This window comes from Hufsiella arboris (assembly GCF_009834875.1).
Classification (GTDB): Bacteria; Bacteroidota; Bacteroidia; order Sphingobacteriales; family Sphingobacteriaceae; genus Hufsiella_A; species Hufsiella_A arboris.
Genome location: NZ_WVHT01000006.1, coordinates 65,045 through 84,941 on the forward strand (window position 1 = coordinate 65,045; position 19,897 = coordinate 84,941).

Consider the following 19,897-nt stretch of genomic DNA (forward strand, 5'->3'; position numbering starts at 1 on the left):
GGGCCATACTTTTCCATATTATCTGCTCCAGTAGTTTAATTGATTGATCAATTGCAACCTGCTTATAGTATTTTGAGTAAGCAGATTCCTGACGCTGAGGTAATTGTTAATTGCCAGGATCAGGTCTGCAATTTTCAAATCTCCGGTTTGCAGAAGCTTAGTGTCAACCTTGATCAGGCTTTCCGAATATTTAAACTGGTCGTTAATCTGGCCTATCAACTGATCGTAGTCGCTGATCTGCTGATTTAGCTGACTGATCTGCTGGCTATACTGATTATTAAAAAACGCCTGGTAGGTTCGCCGCGTGTCCTGTTCGAGCGATAGCTTTTTGTACTGAAGCTTTCGGTAGCCACCATCGTAGATAGGCAGACTCACTGCAAAACCCAAACTGGCTCCAAAATTTTTATAATACTGGCCTGTCAGGTCTGAATTGTACCCTCCGTCTCCGAAAACGCTCAACCGGGGCTTATAACTGTAGTCGATCAGCTTGCGAGTATTATCGAGCCGTAAACTATCAAGGCGATATTGTCGAAAAAAAATACTGTTATCAGGACGCTGAACGATCTTGCGCTGAAGATCAGGTTTGGCGATCGCTAAGACGGTTGTATCCGCTAACCCTGATAAATAATTAAGCGTCGCATAGTCAGTTTTGTATTGCAGCCGTGCCTGGGAAAGTTGCAACTGCGCCTGTTTAAGCGTCACTAAAAAGGTCAGATAATCGCTCTGCCGGTACACGTTGCTTCGCGTCAGGCGTTTAAGCAAATCTTCCTCTTTACTTAAAAGATCGACAATTTCCTGGTTGAACGCCTGTTGCTGCAAACTGCCATAAGCGGTGACATACTGAGCGATAATTGTTCTTCTCAGATCCTGCTCCGACAGTTTGATGTTGTTCCGTAATGAGTCCTGCTGAAAGCCAATGCCGGCAAATTGGGCGTTCAGATAATTCTTTCCTATAAACGACTTGCTCACCGTAATCAGGCCATTGATCGACTGTCCGTTCGTGATTGCTTGTGAATAACCATAGCCGTTGACAACAGGCGCATACAAGCCGGCGCTGCTTGCTATTACCTGCGGCTTAAAACCAGCCCGAATCCGGACGCTGTCAAGCTGCGCCGATAGGATCTGGTTATTCAGATCTTTAAGCAACGGACTGTTCGTTATTGCCTGCTGAAGATATTCGTCCAGCGTTTTCTGTTGCGAAAAGCAAGTTAATGTCCCTAGGAACAGCAGTAAGAAATTGAGTATGTACTTCATCCCTGGTCTTATTCGGGTAATCTCCTGTCCGATCAATTAAGAACAGGCATATGAAAACGAAATGCTAGTCTTTAACCGCGTTTATAAATTTACCGGAACTATCGAATAATAAATCTCTTCCGTTAACTTCAGCCTCAAAATTAACCTCGCCGCCTGCCTTGGTGATTTTAGCGGCCTCTTTAATTGGATATCCTGAATAGTTCTGTTTAATGTAATCCAATATCGCGGCGGGCAATGCAGCCGTTTTTATTTCCAGTTCTGTTTCCAGTTGTCTCCCTTCCGCGGTAAACAACGCAGACATATCGTTATTCGACTGCATAAAGCTTGCCTCATAATTTCCCTTCTCCTTTTCCCAGCGGACTGTCTTTACCAACGGATAAGCTGAAGCAAACGTTTTCCGAACTGTTGCCGGAACTTCTTTCTGACTTACTTTCTGTGCCAAAGCTGTTAAGCCAGGGCATATGACAGCGACACTTACTGCCAAGGTTCTGAAAATATTCATAATCTTACTTTTTGACTAAGCTCTTAAGTAAAACTGGATTTTTTTTGGATGGCAAAAATTGTAATCCCTTTAGAACGTGATTGTAAATACATGTATCCTGTCAGCCCGATTATAATCAAGTATGAACCCGTAATTATCACAGACCTGCTTGCATATTGTCAGACCTAAGCCGATGCCTTCAGATTCGTTTGATTTGCTGAATCTTTTCAAAACCTGTTCAAAATCAATATCAGCATTACCGGTATTACTGATAATCAATTGACGGGAATTTAATTCAATGTTTATTGTGCCATTTCGGTGATTATGTTTGATGGCGTTATTTATCAGGTTATTCAGTAACACATCCAGGAGCAATATGCTCGCCTCAACCTTTTTATCATTAAGCTGCGTTTCGAGAGTTATATTCTTGTTTTTAAGAATCTCCTCATACAGATCAAGGCATTCGGTCAACACCTCTTTTATATTAACTTCCTGTTCGTCCTGAATCAGCCCGTTTTCAATCTTGGCAAGCAATAACATATTTTTATTTAACCTGGTCAATCGCGACACGGTGCCGTATACATCATTCAGCAGCTTACTTTGTTTATCCGTAAATTTATCCGTTTGAAGCAAGGTATCCAGCTTGGAATTGATAACCGAGATCGGCGTCATTAACTCATGGGAGGCATTTTCCGTAAATGCCTTCAGGTTCTGGTAATCATTTCTAACCCGACCCGCCATTGTGACAACCGCATTGTCCAACTCTTTAAACTCGTCAATTTCTGAAGGTGTATTGGCTACAGCCGTCTGGTTGGTTGGGCTGAAGTCCCGTAGCTGGGAAAGTACTTTGTAAAAAGGCTGCCAGATACTTTTCAGGATGAACCTGTTCAAAAGAATCAGGACAACAAGTAAAATAACGATTACACCAATCGTTATCAGAAATATGATCTGGATCAGGTATTCTGTTTCGACTTTCGACTGAGTGACCAGGATGCGAAAGTTTTTGCCGGAAACTGTCACCGAACTGATCAGTGCACGGCCGGGTTCCAGATCATTTTCCGTTGTTTCACGATAAACGGTATCTAAAAATCTTCGCTCTAACCGATTGTTGCCAAGAGGTTCAAATACAATTTGCTGATGATTGGATTCGTAAACGTCGGGAAGCCTTTGATTCTTTCTAACGTAACTGAATACTTCGTTTTCTTCCAAAACCAGATCCTTATCTATCTGGTTTGTTAATATGGCACTTATGGTATAATAATAAATGATGCCGGTAACAAGCATAATCCCAACAGTCACAGCAATATTGATACGATTGTATTTATCGAGCAGTTTCATTGTTCAATAAACTTATATCCCATACCATAGGCCGCCTGAATGTAGTCATTACCACCTGCCTCGAGGAGTTTCCTGCGGAGATTTTTTACATGCGAATAAATAAAATCGAAGTTATCGGCTGCATCGATACTATCTCCCCACAAATGTTCAGCAATCGCACTTTTTGAAACGACTTTTCCTTTGTTGGCAATAAAATAAAGTAAAAGAGAATATTCCTTAGGTGTGACCTTAATAGGCAGGGCGTTTACAAGCACCGTTTTAGCCGAAAGATCAATCGCGATCTCATTAAATTTCAAAAAATTATTACCGTCAAAGGATTTCCGCCTGACAATGGCAGCCACCCTGGATTTCAGTTCTGACAAATGAAACGGCTTGGTCAAATAATCATCTGCACCAAGATCAAGGCCGGTTAAACGATCGTCGAGGGAATTTTTAGCCGATATGATCAGTAGCCCGTCATTGTATTGATTTTCTTTTAAATGTTTGATGATATCAAGGCCGTTGCCGTGCGGCAGAGTTAGATCCAGAATGATACAATCATACCGGTAAACACTCACCTTGGCAAGAGCCGAGGTAAAGTCATTTGCTATCTCACATACATTGTCGCCTTCTGTAAAATAAGCTTCGATGCTCTCCCGGAGACCCGGCTCATCTTCAACTATAAGTATTTTCACGTTCGAATATTAGCACTAAAATCTGGAGGAAATCTGTTGCTTCATACTGGTGCAGACAGTTGCACAGATTTTCTCCAAAATCATTTGACATTTTAGTAAAAAGCATAGCCAATAACTAAATTATGTCCGTTCAAATTCACTTCGCTTTTTAACGAATTCGCAATCCGAAACGGTCTCGATCATTAAATATAACACCTTACAAACCTCACTCACAACCATCAGCATGAATCTCAGTAATTCATCAGTGTTACTCAGGTCTGCAAAATTACTCTACCGGTTAAGAACTCCAATATATTGGCCAGGCGAATTTGGAAAAAATGACCAGAAACAATTAAAGACAATACTTAAGCAAGGTGAAATTTCAGGCTATATGTACCTGCTTTTTTCGCTTCGCCTGGAGCGACATAAAGATTTGGTAGAAGAAATGAAGATTATGCTGAGAATTCTACAGGATAATGAACCGCCCTCAAATCCCTTGCAAAAGTATTTGACTTATGTTATAGATAAGGTTACCTTGATAAAAATTGCCTATCAAATCAATGCCAGGTATTATGAAAAAGTAAAACAAGGTCAAACATTAAGTACTAAGGAGACAGCAAGGTATTTTAAAAATATGGAATTATGTATCCTGGCCACGAATGACCGGATTTGCAGGGAAACAGAAATGTTATATCGCCAGGCTACCGGACGTGACTTACCATTAGAGCTGTTACAAAATCTATGTACTCGTTAAATACTTTGTTTATAGGAATTGTGGCATATTTATTTTACAGGAGTGTCCGCTTCGATAATCTCATTGGCAGCTGCTGTGGCCAGCCTGTAAACAGATTCTTTGTTTGATACCTTTATTTTTGTGACTAAAGCAACGGTAGATAAAGCCTTCAGACGCTTATAGACCGTGGTTATACTCATTGGAAATCCATTATTTCTTATTTCCAGAAATAACTTCTCGGCAGTAACTTCCTCTTTAAAGTTGAATAATATATTAATGATAACTTGGTCGATTTGCCGATCCTGCTGCTGTTTATTCAGTATCCGCCGATCATCGCCTCTGAACTGGTATTTGTGATATGTCATTAAAGTAACCTATTTTACAGGTACGCCAACGAAAGCATGCATTTATCTCGCTGTCTTGTTATTACGCAACGATGATTTTGAAAGATTCTTATTGCCGCCGGGTTTTAAACCTTCTGAGACGTATCGGCAAACGGCTAATTCCAGAGCCTTTTTAATCTTACTATATTTTCAAGTTTATGTGATTGCATTACTTTTTGTCCGTAATCGGTAAAATACCGGTGTCGGGATAACAAGTGCAGGCTGGTTTCAAGCCATTCCCTATCTGTATATTCTTTATTTAACCTGCAACCCCATTCCTTTCTTAAACGATCCGACATATTAATAAAATCATCGTCCGACAAATGAAACATGTCTGCATCGCAGATTATTTGCTGTAACAGATTCTCCGGGGATTGAGGTATTTTGGTTGCTCTTACACAATTAACCACTTCTTCGATCAGGCTGTCATCGCAATTATGCTGAATCAAAAATGACGATGCAACCCCTATACTTCGCTCTTCGTGCCCGCTATATTCAAAACAGTAACCGGTGTCGTGAAACCAGGAAGCAATCCGCAGTATCAGCATATCTCGCCTGCTTACATTGGAATAAAACCCAATCTCCGTTACTGCATTTACAACATATTGTGTATGTGTTAGGTTGTGGAAATACATATCGTCAGGTAATTTTTCAAGAAAAAGCTCCCGCACAAATCTTTCAATCTCTCGTACAATTAGCAATGATTCCATTTCGCTAGTTACGCTCATATTCTGGAGAAATTCTGAATTAAATTACTACCAATACTATTATTTTATGGTAAAACAATATTCTACAGAATCTCTAAGTATCTAGTACGCAAATAGCATGTCAAAATGAACTTATATCATTTTAACCGGAAATTCGCATTGGCCGGAATTCTGTTTGTTACCTTGTCCATAGCATGCTTTGCGCAGCAAACGGCAAACATGCGTATCCTGAAAACCTTTCCGATTGGAAGCGCCGGCGGATGGGATTACCTCACCGTTGATCATAGCAATCGCAAACTATATGTTTCTCACAGCACACAAGTCAATATTTTAGATTTAGGTACTGGAGACTCTGTCGGCGTGATTCCAAACACAAATGGTGTTCACGGCATCGCTCTTGTCGAAACGATGGGTAAAGGTTATACCAGCAACGGCCGCGATAACAACTGTACTGTGTTTGATTTAAAAACTGACAAAGAAATCGGAGCAATAGCGGTCGGAACAAACCCGGACGCAATATTCTTTGATGATTTTTCCAATAAAATTTTCGTATTTAACGGACGTAGCCAGGATGCTTCCGTGATCGATCCCGCAACCGATAAAGTTATCGCAACGATTCCGCTGGGCGGAAAACCCGAAACTGGTGTTTCTGATGGCGAAGGTCGCGTATATGTCAACTCGGAAACTACTAACGAAGTAGTCGTGATTAATGCCACTACCTATAAAGTTGAAAAGCGCTATAAAATAGAAAAAGGCAATGAACCCTCCGGACTTGCAATTGATCGGGAAAACGGACTTTTATCTGTTGGCTGCGGAGGAAATCAGACCTGCGTTGTGATGAATATCGCAAACGGCAAGAACCTGGCAGCGCTTCCGATCGGATCTTGTGATGGAGTAGCTTTTGATCCCGGCCTCAGGATAGCTTACACATCGAATGGCGAAGGAAACATTTCAGTAATAAAGGAACTGAGTCCTGCTAAATTTTCGTTAATGAAGCCAATTGAAACAGAACCTGGCGCAAGAACTATTGCTATCGATACAAAAACTCACCGTCTCTATTTACCTACCGCAAAATTGGAACCCGCTAAAGCAGGAGAACGCCCTAAAATGATTCCGGGAACATTTCATGTAATTGAAGTAGGATTGTAACCGTCGAATCTTAAAATCACGGCCATACCGGAAAATCCCTTCAATAGCGGAACTTAAAATGGGATAAAGCTTCTTTAATACTAACCGCATTTTCTCAAACTGTCACGTTCGAACACTCGCGGTTCCGGTTAGGCGAAATGCAGATGACGTCCAGGTTATAAAAGGTAAAGCCTTGTTTCTATCAGTAGGTTGCGCTAAATGCCACATCCCGGATCAGAAAACGAAAGTAAACGTTTCGTTCCCGCAGTTAAGCAACCAGCTGATTCATTCTACACCGATTTTTTGCTTCACAATATGGGCGATGACCTTGCAGATAATCGTCCCGATTTCCTGGCGACCGGAAAAAGAGTGGCGGACGGCAACATTGTGGGGAATAGGCCTGACACAGAAAGTTAACGGTCACACGAATTTTCTGCATGACGGCAGGGCGCGAAACTTACTGGAAGCCATCATGTGGCACGGTGGTGAAGCTGCACCGGCCAGAAACAGGGTAAAAAACAGCTCCAAAGCCGACCGCGATGCTTTAATATCATTTTTTAATTCTTTATAGTCGGTGAGGCGCCATAAATCGGGACCGCTACTTACTAACTGCCTAAAACAATAATGACGGACCCTATTACGATCAACGCAGCACCTAAGATTGTAGTTAGTTGCACCGGTTCTTTGAGAAAAACAAATGCCAGACAAATAGCAAATACGACGCTCAGTTTGTCCAAAGGTGCAACCCTGGAAACCGGCCCTGTCTCCAGCGCTTTGAAATAAAATATCCACGAAAGCCCAGTAGCCAGACCTGATAAAACAAGGAACAGTAAATTAGCCTTGCTGACCGTTTTCACATCTTTCATTTGGCCGCTAAAGAATGTTAGTGCCCAGACGATCAGAAGAACAACCAGGGTACGAATTGCCGTAGCGGCATTACCGCCAATACCTTTCACACCGGTTTTAGCCAAAACCGCCGTTATACCGGCAAATAAAGCGGATAATAAGGCATAGTATTTCCACATTCCTTGATATTTAATTTGCTGTCAAAAGATTGTTTACCTCTTTTGTTTTATAAAGATAGTACCTGATTTAGGATAAACGCTGGATAGATCACCTATAACAGTTGGGGTAACTTATTACAGGTAAAGCAGCTGAAAGATTAACAGCGGTCCGATATATTTGTCTGAAAATCTGCCTATAGTATTTGTATCACAACCGATTAAGCCACTTTTATTTACCACCAATGTAAAAACTAAAACTGGTAACCGGATTGGCAACCAGAACCTTGATTTTCTTTGTATTTGTTTGGGGTGTAAAAAGCAAAAAACCCTGTAAATGAGGCTATTTACAGGGTTTTAGTTCTCTTTAAGGGAGTACTTCGTGCGCCCACCTGGGCTCGAACCAGGGACCAAAAGATTATGAGTGGTCGAGTTGGGGCTAATATCTTGAGCCAAAAACTGCGTTTTTGACTTGCTTAGGGCTAATTTACGACTATATTTTCTTTTTTGCAAGTAATTCAATGACGGAATGGTGACGGTTTTTCGATTAATTCAGCATAAAAAGCTGCTTTTAAAGTTATTTAATAATCATAAGATGACGCTTTTAGAATTACTTTAACCGAAGTTTTCTGCTATCGTTTAACATTTCAAGATAATCTACTAAGTGTATTAGCATATCGTTATGGTTATCTTCACCCATTAAACTTGCCTTGATAATAATTTTGAAATCAATATCTGAATTAATATCCCTCATTAAAACTTTAAGTCTAAACAAACTATCTCGCTGCACAAGTATATCAAGTTCCCTTAATCTTGTATTTTCGTAAAGTAGGGTTATAACTGTCTCTTTCATTAGCCAATCAACGCCATGGCTAAGTTGTTCCTCAAATCTTCGGGTTCCCTGTACGTTAGCTTCCACATTAATCGTTAAGAGAATTGATTTGCGTTGTTTTTCATACCAATTAACAAGATCGATGCTCAGGAAAAACAAATCCTCGTCAATGCCCCAATTTATCGCATAGTCGGTGATTATATCATTATCCTTTTTGCGACCCATGTGCTCAGAAAACAACTTTGACAATGGTCTTAAAAGGTTATTAAATCCAGTGTCGAAATCACTTCGAAAATCTGCATAAAGTTTATCCCTTAAAAAAAGGGGCACCTTACAATCATCAAGAACAGCTGGAATAGCTATTACTTTTTTTTCTTCAAGTTCCCTCATTAATCCAGCGCTCAACTCTTTTTTGCACCATTCGCTATTTACGGAATTTTGAGACAAGACTACTATTAAAGCTTCAGCATTTTCTAAGCCATCCTGTATCTTTTCAATTAGTGAATCGCCGGGCTGCATTTCCCACTTATCGAGCCAAATTGGAATTTTATTTTTGATCAGCTTTATTGATAGCTTATCAATAAAATCACTATCCTTAGTTGAATAACTTATAAAAACTGACATCTTTAGTTAATTGGTAATTTAAAGGTTGTAAAATGCATTATTATAATAGTGATTCCTTCATTGTTTTTAAATTCATCAAGGCATTTTCCATGTTTACAATTATATCTCCAATCAAATCATCTGGATCGGGAAGATTATCATAATCAAGTAGATTCTCGTCTTTTAGCCAAGATATATCTAAATTAATTTTGTCCCTTTTTATAATATCATTATAGTGATATTTTCGCCATCTACCAGTAGGGTTCGAAGTACTCCAGGTTTCTCTTCGTTCCATTAATTTACCAAAGTTATAAGATTTGATAAAGTCCTTCAGATTGGCTGCATTTAACGGATTTTTTTTAGGTGTATGTCTAATATTCGTTCGATAATCGTAATACCAAATCTCATTCGTAGCTGGTTTTGATAAATCCCTGACCTTGTCAAAAAATAACACGTTGGAATTTACACCTTGTGCATAAAAAATTCCGGTTGGTAGTCTTAAGATGGTATGAAGATTTACTTCCTTCAAAAGAGTACTTCTGACTAATTCGCCTGCCCCGCCTTCAAAAAGTACGTTATCCGGCAGCACTACAGCCGCTCGGCCAGTTTCGTCCAGCATAGCGACAATATGTTGCAAAAATGCAAGCTGTTTATTGCTTGTGGTGACCCAAAAATCTTCTCTTAAATAATAACCTTCTTTATCCGATAATTTGACATCTGGAGTCGGAATGTCACTACTACTTTTTCCAAATGGTGGATTTGCTAATACAATTTTTGTTTTTTTTGCCGGTAAAACTTTTAGGCTATCTCTTACTTCTATTTCTGGAGTTTCTTTAAGATCGCCAACGCCGTGTAAAAATAAATTCATAAGACAAAGTCGGGCGGTTGAAGTTTCAATTTCCCATCCGTGGAAAGTTTCGAACTTCAAAAACTTATTTTGTTTGTCGTTTAATTTGTTTCTTAATATATGTTCTAACGCCCCAAGAAAAAAACCTCCAGTACCACAAGCTGGATCTGAGATAGTTTCGCCAGGTTCAGGATTAATACATTCGACCATAGCTGAAATGACTGCCCGTGGGGTAAAATATTGGCCTGCACCACTATTTTCAGCATTTTTCTGTAATAGTGATTCATAAATTTCACCCTTTATGTCAATCCCGGTAGAAGTCCAATTTTCCTCGTCTATTAGATTAATTAGCTTTTTAAGTTTTGCTGAATCATTTATTTTGTTTTGAGCTCCTGTGAAAATTTTTTCCAGCATTCCACCTGCTTCTGCCAGCGTTTTTAATACTTTTTCATATTGGTCGAGAAGTTCACCCCCTTTAATTTTCAGCAAATTTTGCCAGTTGCAATTACTTGGCAATTCATATTTGTTTGTGTTCTCATCGGCCATTTTTAGAAACAGCAAATACGTTAACTGTTCTAAATAATCATTGTAACCGAGTCCGTCATCTCTTAATGTATCACAAAATGACCAAATTTTTAAAACTAAATTTTTTGTTGTCATATTAAATTAGCACGTACAAATCGTTTTAACCAGGCACTATAGCCATCCAATTCTGAATAAACCATTACGCAGGCTTTAGAAACAGCAGAATAAGGCCGCGCTGGATTTTTTATATAATCTTTTATGTTTCTCAACGAAATTCCCATAACGATTCTTCGCGCTCTTTCATCAGGCGCGTTGTCAATGGCATCTTTAGCAGTTTTAATTTCTCTTTCACAATCCTTCCACGCTATCAATCTTTCTTTAGTAAGTTGTTCTAAATCCAAATGATAATAAAAAATTGATTGAAGAACCCTATTGTGTTCATAATCAGATTGCCCAGCGCTAATTACTTGACCATTTTCGTCGAAAGTCAACAGGCCTACATCTTCTTCTACACATGGGTCTAACAGAATAGGAATTTCACAAGAAAGATTAGCGTTATCGGCGGCAAATGTTCCGACACCATCCAAATCAAGCGGGAAGTAATTTCCTTTTCCTTTGGTTCCCTCAGATGGATTTAGTCGGTCAGTCCTTCTTAAATTTGCATACGTTCCACAAAGCCTATAATTATCATAGCAATATGCTTTCCACCAATATCCATTTGGTTTATAAGCAGTAGCGGCCCTGGTAGCATCTTTGTAATCTTCTGAGTAAACAGCACGATTTTTGGGTCTAAAGTGTTCTACGCTAAAATCATTGTTACCTCCAGGTGCTTCTGAATACCAACATTTATTATTGGATAACGCCATCATCGCCGGCTGCAATAAGTTCCAGTCAGGATGGCTATTTATATATGTTTTTCTATTACGGGCGGTCATTCCAGCCATTGCCGCAAGATGCCCTTGACGAATACCATCCCAACCAAGAGCCTGAGCTGCGGCCTCTAATTCGGTAAGTGGAATATATTTCATTTTTTATTCGCTTCCTCTTCTTTCAAAATTTCATCTAAGACTTCGGCAGCAATTTTGTCTAAATTTTCTTCTTCATCTTTTGAATATTTGCGATTTACGAATTCCTCCTTTTCGCTTGTCAATTGAAGAAATCGATTATAACGGCTGTCCACCGTTTCGTCATTGAATCCAATTCTGTTAAAATAGCTTGTTAGGCGATCAAAAATTCGTCTATCACTTTCTTCTAAGCCACCCCTTGTGAGTTTTGCTTGTAAATACCTTTTTTCATTTAAAAGGTCTTCAAGCTTTTTGCTCATTAGAGAAGGAATTCCGAACAATTCACTTGTTAATATTTTGGAGACGCTCATTTCACGTGGGCTAACAAATGGGTTGCTCGCTTCTGTCTTACCTGTAGCGTCTTTTTTAAAAATTTGAACCTGGTTTCTTTTTAAATTTCCAATTACGAGAGGATCATGTGAACAAAAAATAATTTGGGTGCTGGCTTGACGCTTAACTACTTTATCTAAATAATCTAAATATTTCCACTTCCACATCGGATTTAGATGCGTATCAGGTTCATCAAGCAATATCAAAGATTCCTCATCTTTGGTAAATTTCAACAGCCCTAAAACTGTGAGTAGCTGTTTTTCGCCCTCACTTAGTTCACTCATTGCTAATTCTTCATCAACATATTTTTTACCCACTTTTATCTTTACATCATGAAGTAAATCGGAAATGTAAATACTTTCCAATGCATTGAAAAGTTCGATTTTGTTTTTATAATTGGATTCTACCAGTTTTTTAAAATCTGCTAAATCCTTGATGTAAAGGTATAATCTGTTTTGAGTTTCGGCTTGCTTATAACTCACACTGATTCGGGCCTTATCCTCAATTGGAGCAAATGAATATTTAAGTAAGTCGTCCAGTAATTTCCTTACCAAACCTTTAGCGCCCCAAAACTTGTCCTGTGAAGTTTTTCCTTTCCCCCATACAGGCTGTTTTAACATAAATAGCGCCGAGCCGAATTCTGTTATGTTCAATTCCTGTTTAAGAAATTCCAAAGTTTCCTGTGATTGATCAGGGAATAAGAAAAATGCTATTAAAGCAAAATTGGCGTGAATATTTTGAACGAGAAAAATTCTACGAATGGAGTCAAATTGTGATAACCTTGCGCCCTCTTTAATAATTTGCTCGTAGTAAAGCTTTTGATGGGGAATATATAAATCCCTTAGACGGTCGCTAATTCCTGAGTAATATATAAAGACATGTTTGGGTAAATATTGCTCAACGCTTTTTGTAAACTCTGTGGTAACAATTATATCATTTACCTTAAATTGGTACCTTCCTTTATAAGTTACTTCGATATTTCTGCCCCTACACTCATATTTAATGTAAAAATGAAAGGGAGGAGTTTGTTTTCTGTTATAATTAAAGTTCAAATCCAAATCCCTAAAAATGATAACTAAAGCCTCGAGGAAATTTGATTTGCCGGTCGCATTTAATCCAAGTAAAACAGTTTCCATCGCAGCTTCTGCGATATCAATTTTAAAGTCCTCCAGATTTTTAAATCTTGTGACAATATGAACTTTATCTATTCTCATCTATTAATGATAACATCCCTTTTTCTACTTCAACTACTTGACTTTGAACCTTTTTCAATTCAGAATAAAAAGCTTCTATATCCTCGCTATATTTACTTTGCTCCCAAACCGATTTCGCAGAAATAGGCCCAGGTGATGCTTTTAAAACATCAATAATTGTTAAATTCTTGGCACTCATTTGCTTTTTTTGTTGGTTGATAATCCTACGTTTCGCCGGTTTTACCTGGTAATTAATTTTATCTAAGTTAATTCTTTCTAATAGTAATTTTCCTGATTCTTCTTCGGGAATCGCCAATACCAGTTTACCGTTAAATGCAAACTTTAAAACACTTTGCCGCAAAGTATTTAATTCGGCAAGTGCTTTTTGTATTGAATTTTCTAAATAGTCAATCATTGAATTTTGAGTTTCGATATAATTCACAATCATATCTTGTTCAACTTTTGACATTATTGGAAAAGGTAAATCAGAAAGTACTGATAAATTGATTGAAGCAAGGTTTGTAGTTTGTTTTGCTTTAGAAAAGAAATAATCCTTGGCGATTCTTGTACCTGAATATAGTGCGCAAAAGATTGGATTAATTTCATCGGTTTCAATACGAGCGCGAAAAATATGGTTTTGATGGATACAGGGTGATACTTCATTTTTCCAAATCGTACCTCGCCCTAATTTATCTTTATCCCCTCCTTCAGTATATAATATGTCGCCATATTTTAACTTATACTTTTCCAGTTCAAAATGGCTGACACTAATATTTCTTAAACCTATTAAATTTAAATAACCATCTTGAACGTTTGCTACTCCTAAATAAGGAACCTCAAAAGTTTCGATATTGTTATACTTCTTTCCTTTAGTCACTCCACTGGTAATTTCAGTAAAAGCGCTTAATTTAGTCCATGACCATTCTTTAGGAATTGAAGGCAAGACATCTACCTGAGCTTGTGATAAATTGGCAACAACCTTGGGCGTTTTTGGCTTGACCGGTTTGGTGGTAATCTTTTTTTCTATTTTCCATCGTTCTACCTGCTCCAACCAAATAACCATTTGGAGTTTATAATCTTCTTCATTTTTGACAATTAACCGTTCAATTATATTTATGCCAGGCTCTGGGTTATTCGCAATTCGCCAACTACTTGAGAAATGCCCCTCGAACGCCAGTTTTAAAACTACCTGTCTGTAAATAGATAATTGTGCTTGGATTAATTTAAATGAATCGACGCTTTTATCTAATTCACTGAACAGTTCATCAATTTTTTCAGTAATCCTTTCTTGTTCTTTAATTGGCGGTACAGGTACTGGAAAAGTTTCTAAACTTCCCTTTGTTAATTTTAAACGAGTTGTGCCATTAACGTATTTTTTATAATCAAATTGATTTAGATAATTAAGTAAAAATTTCTGAGAAAAAAACTCATGTGCTTTTATTATATGAGCATGATTATTCACCCATGATTTTCCACTTATAGGATATGCTTTACTTTTAAATGGATCGAAAAATGGTGCTCCATCTTCACCAATTAAAATATAATCATCATCAGTAAGGTAATCGTCAATATATCCTACCTGGCCAGTGGCTCCATAATACGGAAATAGTTTGTGTTCTTCTTTACCGTCAATTCTTCTTTGTCGCTCTTTACTATTGACCGGCTCTCTTAAATGATCAAGGATATATGCAATATCAGTAATGTTTGCCCATACCCAGTTTGAAGGGATATTATATAATTCAACTTTCTCCATTAAGGCTCTCCAAACAACAATATTTTAGGGATTTAATTATGTTTTATAATGACCGATTGTGATTCAAACTGAATAAGTTCTCACCAATGGGTTGTTATAATTAGCTATTGAAGCTAAAGTAGTTCGAAAATACTAAATAAAATATGAGAAAGTGGTATTCTTAATTGCCTATGTGGCCATAATTTGGGGCTCCATTTTTAAAACCCTGATTACTAAAATGCTTTATTTGGGGGCACTATTATTGAAGCTCATTCCTTTAATAATGTCTGCGCTCCTCAATGATTGGGTTATGGAATTGGATATAAAAATTTCTATTTATAAAGAACGGTACGCAGATGTTTACCTATGTAACCAATATAAATTTTGTTTTTCTTTGGGTCGGCAAAAAAATGAAATCTTAAATCGCCGGTCTTAATATGTAAATCGAAAATTTCTTTTCCATTGCCTGGTATTGTAAACTTGCGCAACGTCCCGTATTTTTTTAAAGTTGCATCGGATTCAGAAGATATATTTAGGTTTGTTGAGCCATTAACGCCATTAACATCAAAATTTCCCTTAGTCCAATTTTTTGCGAATTCGTTTAACGATTTTAACCTTTCTATAATTTGAAAGAGGAATTTTGAAAAACCTAATTTTTTTATCTGATCTTCAACTTCAGGGCTAAATTCTAAATGCGGAAAAAATTCATTTCTCCTGTCCCAAAGTTCTTGACTTTTCGCCAAGTTGTCTACTCTAAGTTTATTCCACCAATCAAGGTGAAAATCGAAGGATATGATATCAAAGAAATTTTTTGCCTCAACGTTGACTGTATCGTCTGTTCCATCACCTTTCATGAAATAGTGACTAATTGGCACACCTGTATTACTCCAGCAATCATGTGAAATAAGGCTTATTGCAAGAGTATTGTATATGTACGCAGCTCCTAACCCAAAAATTATTTCTTCCTTACCCGCATAATTATATGCAAATTCAGACCGGGTAAATTGCTCATTAGCTATAAATTCTTCTTCCTTAAATAAAGGAAAAGTACCAATTATGACCCTAAACTTATCTTTGACATCATCATTTACAGAATTATCCCGTAGCCAATTATCAATGTTGTAATCGTCCCACAGTGGAATTTGGTAAAAAGTTTGAATAGCACCCTCATATAACCTAATTTCTGAAAACCCATGTACTGATGCATGGCTTGCAGCATTGACAAATTCAGACATAAGTGATTGAGCATTGGCTTTTGAATTAACTTTCCTTAGAGAAAGTTCGTTGAGCATGTAAATCATTTGCTACTTAAGGTTTTATTAAAACATCTAACTGTTTAGAATATTCGTCAAAAAATCCTTTAGGCTTATGACTTAATCTGCCATTAATGTCAATTGTAGGCTGGTCGATAGTGGTTATATGTTCATTGTTTTTTACATCCCTTTCAAAATAAAATATGGATACCTCCTCAAAATCAACGTCTTTATTTTTAACAGCAATTCTAATCCCGTTGAGCAAATGGTCAGAATGCGACTCGACTATTAATTGAACACCATCATTTGCTGCTTTAGCAATTAACTCACCCATTTTGGCTTGCCCATGCGGGTGTAAATGGGATTCTGGATTTTCAATTATTATTAAATCGCCTTTTTTAGCAGAAAGTATTGCAGTTAATATCGGCAACGTATATGTAAAGCCAAACCCAACATTTACTGGGCTAAATTCAGGAGTAACATCTGATCCTGTTTCAAATTGATAAGAAAGCTTTACAATATCGAGATCATTATAGTAGGTCGAAATAACATGAGTACCGGGCGTTATTTCGTTCATCCAAGCATCAATATTTGAAATTAAATTATTTGCTTTTGCCAAGGGATGTTTAACAGATTCAAGGGTAACAGGTTCCAGTTTATTTAATGCTATAAATAATCCAGCATTCTCTCCCTTATACCCTAAAAATCCATCCCTTTGTACTGCGGATAAATTTGCTTTATAGTTGTGTTCAGGTGCAATCCTTTCTGCTCTTAAATATTTGAAGTTATTTGTGAGCAAAGCCATGTTATCCCCTCTATGATCTAACATGATTTTTTCATTAATACCTGGTAATATATCTGTTTCTGCTATATATTTATAAGAGACATTGATCATATTTTCATAATCAATATCAACTTCAAATTTTATATAATCATCCGTTGCATTAACGCAATATGCATCTTTTCCCTTACCTATATCAATAAGATTACCTTTCAAACGTAAGCCTCCTAATAAAGTAATCCCTTCAATTTCAGACTGTCTTAGTAATAAAAGTGATTGCAGGAAAGAAGATTTACCCATTCCGTTTAAGCCGGTAAAGAGATTTAAAGCTGTTAAATTAATTTCAGCTTCTTTAAAAGCTTTGAAATTTTGCATTAATACTCTTGTGATCATTAGATGTAATTATTAATAAGTTCCTTTATTTTTTCAAAACGCATTTGTACTGATGAATAACCCGATGTGGAAGTTGAAACAACACGAGAGAAATCTGGATTTGCTATCAGTGCGATATATTTAGAGGTTAATTTTTCTTTATTTTTTATCAATTTTTTTTGTTGGCTATCGTTTAGTTTGTAGACCTCCGATACCCAAACTTCAAATAAGGCACTATTTAATTTCAAGTTACTTTTTTTGTCTATTGACCTACTGAATACATCGCGACCAAATAATTCATATTGAACTTTAATTGCCTTTATAATGCCATTTCTAATATCTAATAGTTCTGCGTCTGTTTTCCCATCAAGCGCTTCTAATGCCTTATCCAAAAATCCCGATAAAGGTGTTTTGTATTTTTGATAACTATCATTAATAAAGGCAATTGCTCTCAAATACAATTCTCGATCCTCCATTCTCCGATCCTGAATTTTCAACAATCCTCTTAATTCTTGATCTTCGGAAAGATTTTTTAAAAAAATTGACGGTTTGCCTTGATTTAGAGCGTTTCTTATTTCCATTGGATTTAAACCCAAACCGCCTGTATTGATTCTTCTGAAAATATTATATTTAACTTGTTTCGGTGTTCCAGGTTGAATTAAATATGTTGTAATAGTAGTTTCCAGTATTCTTCTCTGCATCGCGCGGTTTAAGTCCTTATAGGTAATTCCTTTAGCGTTATAATCAGTTAAAATATCTAAACCAACTAATTCGAGTGGCTTGTAATTGTCATCGTTCAGTTCGCTATTAATTACAAAGTTTTTTATCGTCCAAATTCTTTGCAATCCGTCAACCACCAACCATTTATTATCATCTTCCGCATCAAAATAAAATGCTGGCAATGGAAAACGCAGCAAAATGGATTCAATAAGTCTACTTTGAGCATCTGCTTTCCAAAGATTACCCTTTCTTTGAAATTCTGTGTTCAAATCAATTTCATCAAATCGTAGCCGTTGAACTAAATGGTCTATGGTTTTAGGCTCAACTATGATTTTTATATCTTTGGGATCAAACGGGCTAACGATATCATCAACATCCTCTATACTATCTTCATCGGTCGCCTCAATTTCGATTAACTCTTTATTTTCTTCTTGTAATTCTTCTTGAGACATTTCTTAAATTTAAACTTTTCAAAAATCGCTAAAATAATTGGTTTGCTATTTAGTAAATATCGCTATACTTTGCGTTATAATTCAAATCACGTTAATAATAACACGAACAGTAAAGTAACCGAGGAAGTTAATAAATTATCACAAAAGCAACAGTCGCCCAAATAATCGATACTGCCAACCCATTGCGGTGAGTAAATGCTAATTTAAAATATGATTACAAATAGAAAATTCCTTTTATTTTAGCCAGTAAATCTTTTAGTTCCCATCATTTCAATATCAAAATAACGCCACTCCGTAATATTACTAATTTTGTTAGTATATTTGAATTATGAATGATCCAAAGACATTTGACGTGGAGTTAAACGGACAGTTAGTCCGGGTGAGCGGCCACACGATCAAGTCGGCTCGGGTTTACCATATTGTCTATCCCAATTCCAAACCGCCTTTAAATATTACCATAGCTGAAGATACTGATGGGGTAAAATTTTGGACATCCCTTCCCGAAGGACGTCAAGAAGAAGCAGAATTTGCAGGCAAGATTATTGCTATGTATATTCGTGAATACAGGAGGAACCAAGTATGTGTTACTACAACGGACAAAAAGTTACCCGCTCGGAATTTATTCGATTAAAAGGCATAGAAAAAGCGATTAGGAATTATAACTTTCTAAATGTTGGCGTTCATAACGGCTTTAACTACGCCCCCTGTGCGATATTAATTCCGTCTGAAGATGGACGAAGCTTTGAGATTGTGCAGGCCGAATGGGGTTATGTGCCGGGTTTTGTAAAAACCCGCTCTGAAGCCAACATTTTCCGCGCCAAATACACTACCCTTAATTTTAAATCAGAAAATCTTTTTTTGAAAGAGGACGGCAAACGGTCTATGTGGTCATCCGCAGCTAAGAATCGTCGTTGCCTGGTGTTATCTACTGGCATTGTCGAAAGCCGACATGTACCGAAGATTGGCAAAAAAGGACAGGAGTTAAAAGAGACGATCAAATATCCATATTATGTAACGGTAAAGAACCAGGAGTATTTTTTTATGCCAGGTTTATATAACGAATGGTTAGACCCGGAAACGAGCCAGTTTGTAAATACCGTCGCTATTGGAATTACAGAGGCCAATGCCCTTATGCGCCAAGTTCATAATACTAAATTGCGCATGCCGACGATATTAACGGAAGACCTGGCGTATGAATGGTTACTCAAAAAGCCGGACGAGGAACGATTGAGCACCATTGCCCGCACACAAATACCGTCACGCTTATTAGAGTTTTGTACGATTGATCCAGATTATCGCACCGCTAAAGAAGCGACGCCGCGTGACTTTCAGGAATTAGCGCCGATAGACACGGCTTACCTTGACTTTGCTGAGGAACTAAAGTTTAATCATTGGCCCGACGATCTTGAGCCTGTACTGGCTGGTGCCGAGCGGCCATCAGGTACAGTAGTCGAAAGTACCGTCAGAACTTATTATCCGCCAGGTATGAATCCCCAAGGCGACCTGTTCAACTAA

At 37.5% G+C, this 19,897-nt stretch carries 20 protein-coding genes; 5 read left to right on the top strand and 15 right to left on the bottom strand.

Annotated elements, in window-relative coordinates:
• Positions 1 to 18: 18 nt before the first annotated feature.
• The 4 genes from GS399_RS13335 to GS399_RS13350 all read right to left on the bottom strand — a co-directional run bounded on the left by GS399_RS13335 (position 19) and on the right by GS399_RS13350 (position 3,747).
• Entirely contained in the window at positions 19 to 1,254 is a 1,236-nt protein-coding gene (locus tag GS399_RS13335; RefSeq protein ID WP_160845147.1) for a TolC family protein, read from the bottom strand.
• Positions 1,255 to 1,318: 64 nt separating this feature from the next.
• Positions 1,319 to 1,756 (bottom strand): PepSY-like domain-containing protein, encoded by a 438-nt coding sequence (locus GS399_RS13340; protein ID WP_160845148.1) that lies wholly within the window; start codon positions 1,754 to 1,756, stop codon positions 1,319 to 1,321.
• 69 nt (positions 1,757 to 1,825) lie between these two features.
• Positions 1,826 to 3,073: a sensor histidine kinase gene (locus GS399_RS13345; protein ID WP_160845149.1), complete on the bottom strand. Its 1,248-nt coding sequence runs from the start codon at positions 3,071 to 3,073 to the stop codon at positions 1,826 to 1,828.
• On the bottom strand, positions 3,070 to 3,747 hold the full coding sequence (locus tag GS399_RS13350) for a response regulator transcription factor (RefSeq protein ID WP_160845150.1): 678 nt from the start codon (positions 3,745 to 3,747) through the stop codon (positions 3,070 to 3,072). The genes GS399_RS13345 and GS399_RS13350 overlap by 4 nt, the downstream gene beginning before the upstream one ends.
• A gap of 223 nt (positions 3,748 to 3,970) precedes the next feature.
• Here GS399_RS13350 and GS399_RS13355 point away from each other — a divergent pair, with 223 nt between their 5' ends.
• Positions 3,971 to 4,480, top strand: coding sequence for a hypothetical protein (locus GS399_RS13355; RefSeq protein ID WP_160845151.1), 510 nt, complete (start codon positions 3,971 to 3,973; stop codon positions 4,478 to 4,480).
• Positions 4,481 to 4,509: 29 nt separating this feature from the next.
• Here GS399_RS13355 and GS399_RS13360 read toward each other — a convergent pair whose 3' ends face one another.
• Both GS399_RS13360 and GS399_RS13365 read right to left on the bottom strand, forming a co-directional pair.
• A complete protein-coding gene (locus GS399_RS13360) occupies positions 4,510 to 4,824 on the bottom strand; it encodes a transcriptional repressor (protein WP_160845152.1) in 315 nt (104 codons plus the stop codon).
• Positions 4,825 to 4,958: 134 nt separating this feature from the next.
• A complete protein-coding gene (locus tag GS399_RS13365; RefSeq protein WP_160845153.1) occupies positions 4,959 to 5,552 on the bottom strand; it encodes an HD domain-containing protein in 594 nt (197 codons plus the stop codon).
• Between the two features lie 123 nt (positions 5,553 to 5,675).
• Here GS399_RS13365 and GS399_RS13370 point away from each other — a divergent pair, with 123 nt between their 5' ends.
• Together GS399_RS13370 and GS399_RS21190 are read left to right on the top strand one after the other, a co-directional pair.
• Positions 5,676 to 6,698 (top strand): YncE family protein, encoded by a 1,023-nt coding sequence (locus tag GS399_RS13370; protein ID WP_160845154.1) that lies wholly within the window; start codon positions 5,676 to 5,678, stop codon positions 6,696 to 6,698.
• An 88-nt stretch (positions 6,699 to 6,786) separates the two neighbouring features.
• On the top strand, positions 6,787 to 7,248 hold the full coding sequence (locus GS399_RS21190) for a di-heme oxidoredictase family protein (protein WP_439649251.1): 462 nt from the start codon (positions 6,787 to 6,789) through the stop codon (positions 7,246 to 7,248).
• Between the two features lie 34 nt (positions 7,249 to 7,282).
• Here GS399_RS21190 and GS399_RS13380 read toward each other — a convergent pair whose 3' ends face one another.
• The 9 genes from GS399_RS13380 to GS399_RS13420 form a co-directional block, all read right to left on the bottom strand.
• On the bottom strand, positions 7,283 to 7,702 hold the full coding sequence (locus GS399_RS13380) for an EamA family transporter (RefSeq protein ID WP_160845155.1): 420 nt from the start codon (positions 7,700 to 7,702) through the stop codon (positions 7,283 to 7,285).
• 586 nt (positions 7,703 to 8,288) lie between these two features.
• The gene (locus GS399_RS13385; RefSeq protein ID WP_160845156.1) at positions 8,289 to 9,134 is read right to left on the bottom strand and encodes a toll/interleukin-1 receptor domain-containing protein; all 846 of its coding nucleotides are present in this window, start codon (positions 9,132 to 9,134) and stop codon (positions 8,289 to 8,291) included.
• A gap of 40 nt (positions 9,135 to 9,174) precedes the next feature.
• The gene (locus tag GS399_RS13390) at positions 9,175 to 10,620 is read right to left on the bottom strand and encodes a type I restriction-modification system subunit M (protein WP_160845157.1); all 1,446 of its coding nucleotides are present in this window, start codon (positions 10,618 to 10,620) and stop codon (positions 9,175 to 9,177) included.
• On the bottom strand, positions 10,617 to 11,513 hold the full coding sequence (locus tag GS399_RS13395) for a hypothetical protein (RefSeq protein ID WP_160845158.1): 897 nt from the start codon (positions 11,511 to 11,513) through the stop codon (positions 10,617 to 10,619). The genes GS399_RS13390 and GS399_RS13395 overlap by 4 nt, the downstream gene beginning before the upstream one ends.
• Entirely contained in the window at positions 11,510 to 13,093 is a 1,584-nt protein-coding gene (locus GS399_RS13400; protein ID WP_160845159.1) for an AAA family ATPase, read from the bottom strand. The genes GS399_RS13395 and GS399_RS13400 overlap by 4 nt, the downstream gene beginning before the upstream one ends.
• Positions 13,080 to 14,825 (bottom strand): restriction endonuclease subunit S, encoded by a 1,746-nt coding sequence (locus tag GS399_RS13405; RefSeq protein WP_160845160.1) that lies wholly within the window; start codon positions 14,823 to 14,825, stop codon positions 13,080 to 13,082. The genes GS399_RS13400 and GS399_RS13405 overlap by 14 nt, the downstream gene beginning before the upstream one ends.
• Positions 14,826 to 15,136: 311 nt before the next feature.
• Positions 15,137 to 16,096, bottom strand: a complete 960-nt coding sequence (locus GS399_RS13410; RefSeq protein ID WP_160845161.1) for a hypothetical protein — start codon at positions 16,094 to 16,096, stop codon at positions 15,137 to 15,139.
• Positions 16,097 to 16,112: 16 nt separating this feature from the next.
• Positions 16,113 to 17,231 carry an AAA family ATPase gene (locus tag GS399_RS13415; protein ID WP_160845162.1) on the bottom strand — a complete coding sequence of 373 codons (1,119 nt, stop codon included), beginning with the start codon at positions 17,229 to 17,231 and terminating at the stop codon, positions 16,113 to 16,115.
• Positions 17,231 to 18,382, bottom strand: coding sequence for a DUF262 domain-containing protein (locus GS399_RS13420; protein ID WP_160845163.1), 1,152 nt, complete (start codon positions 18,380 to 18,382; stop codon positions 17,231 to 17,233). The genes GS399_RS13415 and GS399_RS13420 overlap by 1 nt, the downstream gene beginning before the upstream one ends.
• 328 nt (positions 18,383 to 18,710) lie before the next feature.
• Here GS399_RS13420 and GS399_RS13425 point away from each other — a divergent pair, with 328 nt between their 5' ends.
• Both GS399_RS13425 and GS399_RS13430 read left to right on the top strand, forming a co-directional pair.
• Positions 18,711 to 19,013, top strand: a complete 303-nt coding sequence (locus GS399_RS13425) for a hypothetical protein (protein WP_160845164.1) — start codon at positions 18,711 to 18,713, stop codon at positions 19,011 to 19,013.
• Complete coding sequence (locus GS399_RS13430; protein ID WP_160845165.1) at positions 18,962 to 19,897, top strand: SOS response-associated peptidase; 936 nt, start codon at positions 18,962 to 18,964, stop codon at positions 19,895 to 19,897. Before GS399_RS13425 ends, GS399_RS13430 begins: the two co-directional genes overlap by 52 nt.